The 10,328-nt window shown below is 67.2% G+C and carries 8 protein-coding genes, 1 pseudogene and 1 CRISPR repeat array; of the genes and pseudogenes, 8 read left to right on the plus strand and 1 reads right to left on the minus strand.

Annotated elements, in window-relative coordinates:
- The first annotated feature begins 188 nt into the window (after window positions 1-188).
- From KUTG_RS52470 to cas2, 8 genes are all read left to right on the plus strand, one after another.
- Window positions 189-575, plus strand: coding sequence for an ArsR/SmtB family transcription factor (locus KUTG_RS52470; protein ID WP_043727714.1), 387 nt, complete (start codon window positions 189-191; stop codon window positions 573-575).
- A gap of 108 nt (window positions 576-683) precedes the next feature.
- A complete protein-coding gene (gene cmr6, locus KUTG_RS55180) occupies window positions 684-1,340 on the plus strand; it encodes a type III-B CRISPR module RAMP protein Cmr6 (RefSeq protein WP_052396492.1) in 657 nt (218 codons plus the stop codon).
- Complete coding sequence (locus KUTG_RS52480) at window positions 1,340-2,260, plus strand: hypothetical protein (RefSeq protein WP_043727717.1); 921 nt, start codon at window positions 1,340-1,342, stop codon at window positions 2,258-2,260. Before cmr6 ends, KUTG_RS52480 begins: the two co-directional genes overlap by 1 nt.
- The gene (locus tag KUTG_RS62855) at window positions 2,257-3,660 is read left to right on the plus strand and encodes a hypothetical protein (RefSeq protein WP_043727720.1); all 1,404 of its coding nucleotides are present in this window, start codon (window positions 2,257-2,259) and stop codon (window positions 3,658-3,660) included. The genes KUTG_RS52480 and KUTG_RS62855 overlap by 4 nt, the downstream gene beginning before the upstream one ends.
- Window positions 3,657-4,877 (plus strand): type III-B CRISPR module RAMP protein Cmr1, encoded by a 1,221-nt coding sequence (gene cmr1, locus KUTG_RS62860; protein ID WP_043727722.1) that lies wholly within the window; start codon window positions 3,657-3,659, stop codon window positions 4,875-4,877. The genes KUTG_RS62855 and cmr1 overlap by 4 nt, the downstream gene beginning before the upstream one ends.
- A gap of 3 nt (window positions 4,878-4,880) precedes the next feature.
- Complete coding sequence (gene cas6, locus KUTG_RS52495; protein ID WP_043727725.1) at window positions 4,881-5,615, plus strand: CRISPR system precrRNA processing endoribonuclease RAMP protein Cas6; 735 nt, start codon at window positions 4,881-4,883, stop codon at window positions 5,613-5,615.
- 10 nt (window positions 5,616-5,625) lie between these two features.
- Window positions 5,626-7,482: a CRISPR-associated endonuclease Cas1 gene (gene cas1 / locus KUTG_RS55185; protein WP_198047695.1), complete on the plus strand. Its 1,857-nt coding sequence runs from the start codon at window positions 5,626-5,628 to the stop codon at window positions 7,480-7,482.
- Entirely contained in the window at window positions 7,473-7,757 is a 285-nt protein-coding gene (cas2, locus tag KUTG_RS52505; protein WP_043727727.1) for a CRISPR-associated endonuclease Cas2, read from the plus strand. Before cas1 ends, cas2 begins: the two co-directional genes overlap by 10 nt.
- Before the next feature lie 186 nt (window positions 7,758-7,943).
- Window positions 7,944-8,791: direct repeats of the CRISPR family, unit length 28 nt; unit sequence GACCTCACGCCGAAGGGCGTATAGAAAC.
- Between the two features lie 408 nt (window positions 8,792-9,199).
- On the opposite strand, the pseudogene KUTG_RS52510 reads toward cas2, so the two are convergent.
- A pseudogene (locus KUTG_RS52510) lies at window positions 9,200-9,853 on the minus strand (transposase family protein); the annotation flags it as partial.
- Window positions 9,854-10,328 lie beyond the last annotated feature (475 nt).

The raw sequence follows: 10,328 nt of genomic DNA on the forward strand, positions 1-10,328 counted from the left end.
CAGTCTTGCAAACAGCACGTGGGTGCCGAGCTCAGTCCGGTGTCCGGTTACCATGCGTCCTGAAGACTTGCTAAGGTCTGCAATTGTTGAGTCCTGCGGAAGCATGTGGTCGGTCCTCGTGCCGAGGGCGGACGAGGAAGGATCGACGACATGACGACGATGGACATCGGCTCCCGCGAGGGGCTGGCATGAGTAGGCCGCTCTATCAGCTCAAGGCCGAATTCTTCAAGACCTTGGGACACCCGGCGCGGATCAGGGTGCTGGAACTGCTCAGCCAACGCGAGCACGCCGTGGCCGAGATGCTGCCCAAGGTGGGCATCGAGGCGGCCAACCTGTCCCAGCAGCTGGCGGTACTGCGACGGGCCGGCCTGGTGGCCACCCGCAAAGAAGGCTCGAACGTCTTCTACTCCCTGACCAGCCCCAGGGTGGCCGAGCTGCTGGCGGTGGCCCGCGCGATCCTGACCGGCGTGCTGTCCGGGCAGGTCGAGCTGTTGGAGGACCTACGCACCGCCCCTTCCCCGATGTCCGCACCGGCACCAGAAACGGACACAGCGGAGCCGGCGGCGCGGGTTTAGTGCTAATATCTACCCTGGACTCCCGACCAGGCCGAGGCCGACCAGCGCGGCCGCCTCGGCGATCTCACCCTCGTCCGGCAGGCCGCGGCCGCTGTTCCGGACGCCCACTTGATCGCGCTGCAGCAGCGCCGCGCCGCCGCCGCCCGCGCGCTGGCCGCCCGCCACACCACCGAGGCCCCGCGTGTCGCGATCGGCATCGACCTCAGCCCACTGTGGCGCCTGGTCGTCGGCCACGGCGAGGACACCGTCCACGAAACGGGCCTGAGCATGTCCCCGACCTACGGCGTGCCGATCATTCCCGGATCCAGCCTCAAAGGCCTCGCCGCCCGCAGTGCTAAGCGCACCGAGCTCATCCGAGTGTGCGGCGCGCCCCGTCCCCGCCCCGACGAACCGACCGGCACCGCCGACACCAACGAGTCCGCCCAGCGCGGCACCGTCACCATCACCGACGCCCTGCCCCTGACCCCACCGCGCCTGGTCGTCGACGTACTCACCCCGCACGTCGCGACCTACTACCAGTACTTCCAGAACACGCGCCGCGAGGGACCGCCGCCCGCGCCCGCCGAATACCACCAACCCATCCCGGTGCACTTCCTCGCCGTGCAGGACACCACCTTCCGCTCCTGGCTGATCGGCCCACCCGACGACGTCCACCTCATGATCGACTGGATCACGTCCGGAGCCGATGACCGCGGCCTCGGCGGCAAGACCGCCGCCGGCTACGGCTACTGCACCGTCCACAGCGTCGACGCAGGAGCCCCATGATGACCCGGACCCTGCATGTTGTCCCGGTCGGCACCTCCGTGCTGGCCCACCTGCCGAAAGGCCGTCTGCACAATCCCACCGGCACCCTCGCCGCCGCACCCACCCCCGAGCAGCCCACACCGCCACCGGTGCGTGCCGTGATCCGCGAGGCCACCGGCGCCGACGCCACCCTCGACCTGGCCCACCTGCTGGGCCCGGACACCCTGGCCGCCCTGCATGTCGCCTGCGGCACGCTGGCCGCCGAGTGGACCTCCACCGACGCCGCCACACGACAGGCGCCGCTGTCCACCCAGCGCGACACGCTGCTGCTGCTGGCCTCCGACACCGATGACGGACTGAAAGCCGCCACTCTGGTCGCCGCCCGCTACGCCGGCCTCGGATTCCGAGCCCACTACGCCGACACCCCCGGGGACCAGCCCGTGTTGCAGCCGGGCGAGCTGCACCTGTGCCGGCTGCCCGGCCTCAACCTCGCCAGCGGGCAACCCGCCCCCAGCACCTGGCACGCGCTGGGCACGATCGGCCGTCACCTGCGCCGGGCCTGCGAACGCGGCGAGGACCGCCGCATCCTCATCCACCTCAACGGCGGCTACAAGCTCCTCACCCCACACCTGCTGATCATGGCGACCGCGATCAACACCGCATTGGCCGAACCCGGCCGCAGCCTGTCTCTCGACACTGTCCGGGCATTCGTGCTGCACCAGGACAGCACCGCACTGCCCGACGGCATCGTGTGGATCCCTATCGGCAGCCTGCCTCCGACACAGTGGGACACCCTGCGCGCCCTGGCCGCCGAACCGGTGATCACCAGAGATCGGCTCGACTCCACCTGGGATGGTGACCTGCTTGGCCAGTTCATTGCCGCCGACGGAGACCATCGCAGCCTCACCGCCGCCGGCCAGATCACCCTCGGCGTGCTATGAGCACACCCCTGGACGACACCGCCGCCGCGGCCTTCGCCGCCCTGCTGCGCATCCTCAGGCGCACCGGCGACGACCGCGCCAGTGATGGTGCCGACGCGGACCGGATCGAGCCGCCGCAGCGGCCGGAACGGATGCGCACCGCCGATGTGCGCGCCGCGCTGCAGCACCCGGACCGGCTTCTCGTGGGCGCCGACCACCTCCCGGTCCGGGTGCGGCTGACGCCACTGCTGCGGTTCGCGGTGTGGCTCGACCAGGGACCCGGGATTCCACGCGAACTGGCCTCACAGGCCGCACGCTTCCAGTTCCTGGTCTGGAGCTTCCTGCCGCGGCTGGACCCCGACGTGGAACGCCACGCCTGCCCCGGGCACGTCACGTGGTCACCCGAGACCACCGGAACCGCCCAGATCACGGTGGACCGCGACGAGGTCCGCGATCGAGCGCGTGCAGCCCGCCAGCAGTGGCTGGAATTCCTCACCGCGTGGGAAGACGATCCCTGGCTTGCGGGACTGCACCACCAGGCAGACACCCGCATCGCCCACGACGTGCTGTGGATCGCGTTGCGCGACCCGGCATGCTCCAGCCGCCCGCTGGACCTGTCCGCCACCGGCACCAGCCAGCGGGCGGCTCGCGCCGAACAACGACGGGTCGCCGCCGATCTCGCCGAGATCCACGCCCTTCCCGCCGGCAACCTCGCGCTCGCCGCGCGCCTGCAAAGCAGACCACTCGGGCTGGGAGTGCTGCTGGCCGCCGTCCTGCCCGCGGCCGGCATCGCCGACACCGTCGTCCTACTCACCGCCGGCGGCGCCCCGGCGCGGATCCTCGCCCTCACAGCCCTCGCCGTCCCGATCCTCGGCGCGCCGCTGCTGCCGCCGCGACTGGACTCCCTGGCCCTGCTGCGCGTGCCCGCCGCCGTGGCCGCCGGGCAGATCGTCCTGCTTGCCTTGACCTCCCGCTGGTGGCTGTCGCCCGACGGCTGGCTCATCGGCGCCGGCTTGATCGCGTTGTCCTACCTGTACCTGGTCATCGAACGACGCCTGCACGGCGCCACCCGCCGGGCCGCTGTCGGACACGGCGCGACACTGACCCTGTTCGGCGTGCTCACCTCGATCCTGCTCAGCGTCACCTCCCTCGGGTTTGTGGTCCCAGCCATGGGCGAGCACGGCGAATGTCTGGCAGCGTGGTGGACCAAACCCGTCACCGCCAGCCGACCGCTCAACGACCACTGCCTGGCCGCGCTGAACCTGCCACCTGGTGCGCAAGCACCACCCGTCCTCGGCGTGCTGGTGTTGATGACCGGGTTCTGCCTCGCGGTCGGCTTGGCTGCCCAGATCCTGTGGGACGACCGACCCGTGACGGCTCCGTTGGGCCGAATCCGTCGAGTCCGAGGAGGACCGTCATGACCTCCCGCTGGGTCACTTTCCACCTGCGCACCATGACGCCACTGTTCAGCGGCGACGACCCGAAGTCGGAGACCGGGGACAGCCCGATCCGGGTGCCATCGATCCGTGGCGTGCTGCGCTACTGGTTCCGTGCGGTCGCCGCCGGCCACGGCATCACAGCCGCTGAGGATCTGTGGACGGCGGAGGAAGCCGTCTTCGGCAGCACCACCACCCCGTCCCCGATCGCACTGCGAGTCAGTGGCTGTCCAGAAGCGACCGGACGAAACACCACCCCGGAATGGGCGCGGTCCAACCACGTCAAGTACCTCCTCGGCCAGGGCCTCTACGTCCGGGACAAAGACCCCAGGTTGTCAGGATTGACCCGGCCCTACGTGGATGTCGGAAAGCCGGTCAACCTCGATGTTCGGCTCAGCGCAGACGACATCGCCAATCGACGTTTTCTGATGGCGATGTGGGCCTGGCTCACCTACGGCGGACTCGGCGCCCGAACTCGCCGCGGCTTCGGCAGACTCGTCTGTGACGGTGTCGACGGTCCGCTCCCGTCGTCCTGGATAGACAGGATGTTCACGCCACCCCGCACCACAGCGGCATGGCAGTCACTCCTCGATCAGGTCTACCCGCGAGAGCTGCAGAACCCGCAGCACATCGGTCTGCCACAGATGCCTGCTGATCGACCGGCAGACGCGCCCTTGGCCACGTTCCCCACCCTGCACCTGGACTCGTGGCGGGGCCGGATTCTCGGCGGCTCCCAGAGAGGCTGGAAGGACGCCATGGCGTTCGCCGGCGAAAAGTGGCGTGACTACCGAACCATCGAGGACTCCTCGCAAACCGACGAGTGGCAGCCAACTATTCGTCACGCAGATGGCAGATTCCCGCTGGCCGCCCTCGGCTTGCCGGTCGGGTACTTCCTGGCCGCCAGACACAACGATGGCGTGGAGTACAAAGCCGTCGTCGAACCACGGTCTGGCGTTGCCCCGCTCCGGCGGGCATCGCCGATGTGGCTGCTCCCCGTCAAAACGGACAGGGGGTGGGCAGTCGTGTCGCACTGCTTCTGGGCCGAGCTGTTGCCTGACGGCGTCACCTTGCGCCTGGACGTTCAGAGCGGGGGACCAAGCAAGGACCTCACACTGCCGGATCGAGAAACGATGGAGGCCGCCTGGGACGGCTGGTTCGACGGCTATCCGCGGCTCCCCGACAACTATTTTCGGCAGGGCTGAGCGATGCCGAGCGTGTGGCGGTGGCGGCTGACCGGCAACGACATGCCGGAACGCCGGATGGTGCACGGGGCTCTTGCCCGATGCCTCGACGACGACCACCACGCGGCTCGCAAGGCGTGGTCGTGGACCGCGCACCGGGGGCCAAGCGGGCTCGCCGTCGATATCGGCTTGCTGGACGACGCGCTCGCAGACCGATTGATCGCCGGCACCGACCGGCTACGCGGCCTGCTGCCGCTAGCGGGTGTCGAGCAGGTGAGTGGTTGCGACTGGGCGGGCCTGCTAGCCGGCCCCAAGCTCACCGAATGGACGGTGCGGTTCGTCAGCCCGGTCACGTTCCGCCGTGGCAACAGGTTCCTGCCCTGGCCGTCGCCCAGCGCCGTGCTCGGCAGCCTGCGCACGTCTTGGCGGACGTTCGCGGCGCCGCACGTCGGTGACGTGAGTGTTGACCTCAGCACCGATCCGGTCGTGGTCGCCAGCATCGAGGGCAGTAGCCCGGTTGAGCGGGTGGTGCTGCACGACCGCCCAGACGCGGCAGGCAAACGTGGCCCGGTGACGGTGTCGGTAGGCGGTTTCCAGGGACAGGTGCGTTTCGTGGCGGACGCCCCCGGCTTCGACCCCACCGGTGTCAACGCGCTGGTTCGACTGGCCCAGTTCTGCGGGGTTGGCGCTTACACCACGCGCGGGTTCGGCGGAGTACGACTGCCTGTGCCGGGGGCTCCGGCGGCGTGCGATGGGTGAGTTGTTCGCCTTGGCTTTCGACCGGCGTTCCCTCGCGCAGGCGTGGGAACAGGTGCGTGCCAAGGACGCCGAGGACGATCAGTTGTCCGCCGGAGTGCGGACATTCGGTGATGAGGCCGACCAGCGGCTGGCTGGGCTGGCCGAACAACTCGCCGGCGGCATGTATCTGCCGGGTGTGCTGACCGAGTTGGTGATGGTGACCGAGGACGGCGGCCAACGGGTGCTCCGAGTGCCCGCAGTGCGTGATCGGGTGGTGGAGCGGGCGCTGCTGTCCGTGTTGAGCCCGCGCCTTGATCCGTTGCTGGGTCCGGCTAGTTTCGGTTTCCGGCCGGGATTGGGCGTTGTCGACGCCGTGCAGGCGCTCGCCCGGCTCCGGGATGAGGGTTTCGGTTGGGTGCTGCGCACGGATCTGCATGACTGCTTTCCCAGTGTGGACCTGCGGCGCGTGCGGCGACTGCTGGAAGTGCTGACCAGTGACGGGGACCTGCTCGGCGTGCTGGATCTGTTGCTGGCGCGTGCCGCACGCCGTCCGGGGGAGCAGACACTTCGGCCTGCGCACGGACTTCCGCAGGGTTCGTCGTTGTCGCCGCTGCTGGCGAACCTGGTGCTGGAGGACTTCGACGACCGAATGCGGCACGCCGGTTTTCCACTAGTTCGGTACGCCGATGACATTGCGGTGCTGGCGTCGAGCGAACGCGAGGCGTGGGAGGCGGCGCGGGTCGCGTCAGCGGCGGCGAAGGAGATCGGCATGACACTCGGTGCGGACAAGACGGAGATCATGTCCTTCGACGGCGGCTTCTGCTTTCTGGGTGAGGACTTCGGCCCCCGGTACCCGCCCGTGGTGGAACTGCGGATTGAGGTGCCCGAACAGCGGACGCTGTATGCGGGGATCCAAGGCAGCCGGGCGCGGATCGAGCAAGGACGGGTGGTTGTCGAGCACCAGGACGCCGAGGTCCTCGACGTGCCCGCGGGGCATGTGGCCAGGATCGTCTGTTCCGGCGCGGTAGGCGTCAGCTCCGGGCTGCGCAACTGGGCGCTGTCGGGCGGGGTGGAATTGGTGTTCTGCTCGCAGCGGGGTCGTTACCTCGGTCAGACGGTGTCCGGTCACCTCGGCAGGGTGGAACGCCTGCGCCGGCAACTCGCCTGTGCCGACGACCCGGAACGTCATCTCCCGCTGGCCCGCTCGATCGTGGACATCAAGATCCGCAAGCAGGCGGTGCTGCTGCAACGGCTGACTCGGCGGGAACAGGCGAGGGAGCTCTCCGAGGCGGTGGCGGCGATGCGCGGCTATGCGGCGATGGCGCCGCAGGCCATGTCACGTGCTGAGGTGATGGGCCTGGAAGGAGCTGCCGCACGCGCGTACTTCCAGGCATGGGCGGCGATCGTGCCGGAGCTCGGTTTCTCGGGGCGTAACCGGCGGCCGCCGTTGGCCGTGGTCAACAGCGCGTTGTCGTTCGGCTATGCGGTGTTGCTGTCCGAGGCTGTAACCGCTCTTGCCGCCGCCGGCATGGACTCATCGGTGGGGTTCTTACACACCGAGCAGGATGGCCGTCCGAGCCTGGCGTTGGATCTGATGGAGGAGTTCCGGCCGTTGGTGGTCGATCAGGTCGTGCTGGAACTCGTGCGCCGCAACCGGTTGGGGCCGCAGCATGGCCACCGCGACGAGGAGCGTGGCGGGGTCCTGCTGACCAGGGCCGGTCGGGAGGCGCTGCTGGATGGCTACGAGCGGCGGATGCTGACAGTGACGCGCGGGGCGTTGCCGGGCTTCGCGGGGAGCTTGCGTCGTCACCTGTATCGGCAGGCACAGGTACTGGCGGCGTGGGTCGACGGTGTCGGGCCGGGCTTGGTGGGGTTGTCATGGCGTTGACGGTGTTGGTGTGTTACGACATCTCCGCGGATGGCATCCGCGCGCGGGTCGCCGCCTACCTGCAGCAATGGGGTGACCGTATTCAGCGCAGCGTGTTTGTCTGTTCGCTGGCGCCTGAAGACCTCATTGAGGTGATCGCCCGGCTCACCGCGATGGTCGAACCGGCGACGGATGCGGTGCATATCCTGCCGGCGTGCGGTACCTGTTGGTCCAGGCTTGTCGCGATCGGCCAGGCGGACCGGGAACCGGACAAACCGTACTGGGCGGCGCTCTGATGCTTACTCCATTTGGGGAGGGTGTCGTGAAGATCGACAGCGGTTCTCGCGTGCGAGGCCGGGGTCAGCCGCAATGCGCATGCCGCCATGAGAAAACGATCACCCGAGGCTCCCGATGCAGCCTCGCGTGCGACGCCGCTGTATCGTCCCCGGCCAGAGCCCATCAAACTATGTAGGGGTTAGGTCAGACCTCACGCCGAAGGGCGTATAGAAACTAGGTCCCACGAATAATGTCCATGAGACGATTGAATTCGAGTTAGGTTAGACCTCACGCCGAAGGGCGTATAGAAACCCCATCGTCACGACGAGCGCCAGGCAAAGCAGGACGGGTTAGGTCAGACCTCACGCCGAAGGGCGTATAGAAACTGGAGCAGGGAGTCGTAGGGACAGTTACAGATCGAGTTAGGTCAGACCTTACGCCGAAGGGCGTATAGAAACGTGTCGGTTGGAGTTGTGGTCCGGCGGGAACAGTAGTGCCGGTTAGGTTCGACCTTACGCCGAAGGGCGTATAGAAACCATGGCGCTGATCTTCTTGCCGAAGTCGCCAAAGACCCGGTTAGGTCCGACCTCACGCCGAAGGGCGTATAGAAACGATCTGCTTACGCAAGTCTTTCGGCAGTTGCTTGCGCGTTAGGTCAGACCTCACGCCGAAGGGCGTATGGAAACTTGACGTGGCGGTCCCCGACGCTGGTCAGGTGTATGAGCTCAGTCAGTCCTCACACCGAAGGGTGTATAGAAACAACTTGCCGTCGTCGCCGAGGCCGAAGGCCACCACGTCGTTAGGTCAGACTTCATGTCGAAGGGTGTATAGAAACTGTGGCGCGTCAGGGTACTGGCAGATCCTGAGCTGGTTGGGGCAGACCTTACGCCGAAGGGTGTATAGAAACACTTCGTTCTTGAACCGAAGGTAGGTCATCGTCAGGTTGGGTCGGACCTCACGCCAAAGGGCGTATAGAAACCATAGGTCACGCGGCGACGGTTTCGACTGTCGGGTGGAATTTGGTAAGACCTCACGTCGAAGGGTATACAGAAAAAGTCGCTTGATCCAGATCCAGGCGGCGATGAAGGCTAGGAGTTGGGCAAGGCCTCACGCTGACGTCCATGATCGAACCGGTGACGGATGCGGCGTATATCCTGCCGGCGTACGCTGGCTGCCGGTCTAGGCTTGCTGCGATCGGCCAACGCGGACCGGGAACTGGACAAGCCGTACTGGGTGGCACTCTGATGCTTACTCCGATTGGGGAGGGTGTCGTGAAGATCGACAGCGGTTCTCGTGTGCGAGGCCGGGAACAGCCGCAATGCGCCTGCCGCCATGAGAAAACGATCACCCGAGGCTCCCGATGCGGCCTCGCGTGTAACGCCGCTGTATCGTCGCTGCTCAGAGCCCCGCCAAGCCGTATAGGGTTGGGTAAGACCTCACGCCGAAGGGCGTATAGAAACCCGAGAGATACGCCCACGCGCATAGCCGCCATGTCGGACGTTGGGTAAGACCTCACGCCGAAGGGCGTATAGAAACGGTGGCGTAGACGGCGGCCAGTCTCGTCGTAGCCGTGATAGCCCTTGTCGCCCAACGCGATCAGGCTGGCGTCGCGTAGCGCGGCCAGGATGTTCCAGATCCGGGCGGCGGCGGTGTCATGCGTGCTGCCCGGCAACTGGCCGGACACCCACAGGATCGTGCCGTCCGGCGAGGCGATGACCTGCAGGTTCACCCCGTGCCTGCGATGCTTGCCCGAGTAGAAGGGCCGGTCCACGGCGACACGATCGATCGGGATCAGCGTGCCATCGATGATCACGTAGGCCATGCCCCGCCGCTTCGCCTTCCGCAGCGCAGCCCGCAGCTTCGGGGCCTACTCGGCGAGCAACTCGACGGTCTCGTTGACATACCGCCAGCACGTCGTGGTCGAGACGTCGAACCCGGCGCCGACCTCGGCGAACGGCTCGCCCTTGCGCAGGTACACCAGCACCAGCAACGCCTGCTGTCCCGGGTTGAGCGTGCGCCATACCGAGCCCATCTGCTGGCGGTGGGCGCGGATGAGGTCGGACACGAAGGTCAGGGTCTGATGTGACAACGGCGGCGCGGCACGGTAGAACAGCATCTGAAGCCCTTGCGTAGGATATGGATCTTGGTCGATCACCGTCCTACCAGGGGCTTCGCCTCGTTCCGGGGACCGACACGCGGACGGTCAACCGATCTCTGGCATGCAACCCTTACCGGCCAACACATCCAGGTCAGGATGAAAAAGGCTCAGTCAGACCTCATGCCAAAGGCGCGCGAAAAACCGCAGCCGTGCCGCCCGTCACGACGTGGGACGAGTCCTCGCGACCGGCGAAGCCTACAGCCGCCCCGGGGCACCACAAAAGGGCGCCAAGCCAAGACGAACGAGCTATACGACAACCTGAGAGGCTGTCACATTATTCCCTGGCGGATCGCGAAGAGTTGCCGTTCTCCACGAACTCGGAGCCAATGTGGAGTCGGCGGCGAGCAGCCCACAGGCGTCGGGCACCTCAGCTATTCGTCGCGTCGTTGGAGGTCGACGGCGCGGCGGTCTCCGGCGCCGGCGAGCCCGTCGA

The organism is Kutzneria sp. 744 (assembly GCF_000568255.1).
In the GTDB taxonomy this organism is placed as follows: domain Bacteria; phylum Actinomycetota; class Actinomycetes; order Mycobacteriales; family Pseudonocardiaceae; genus Kutzneria.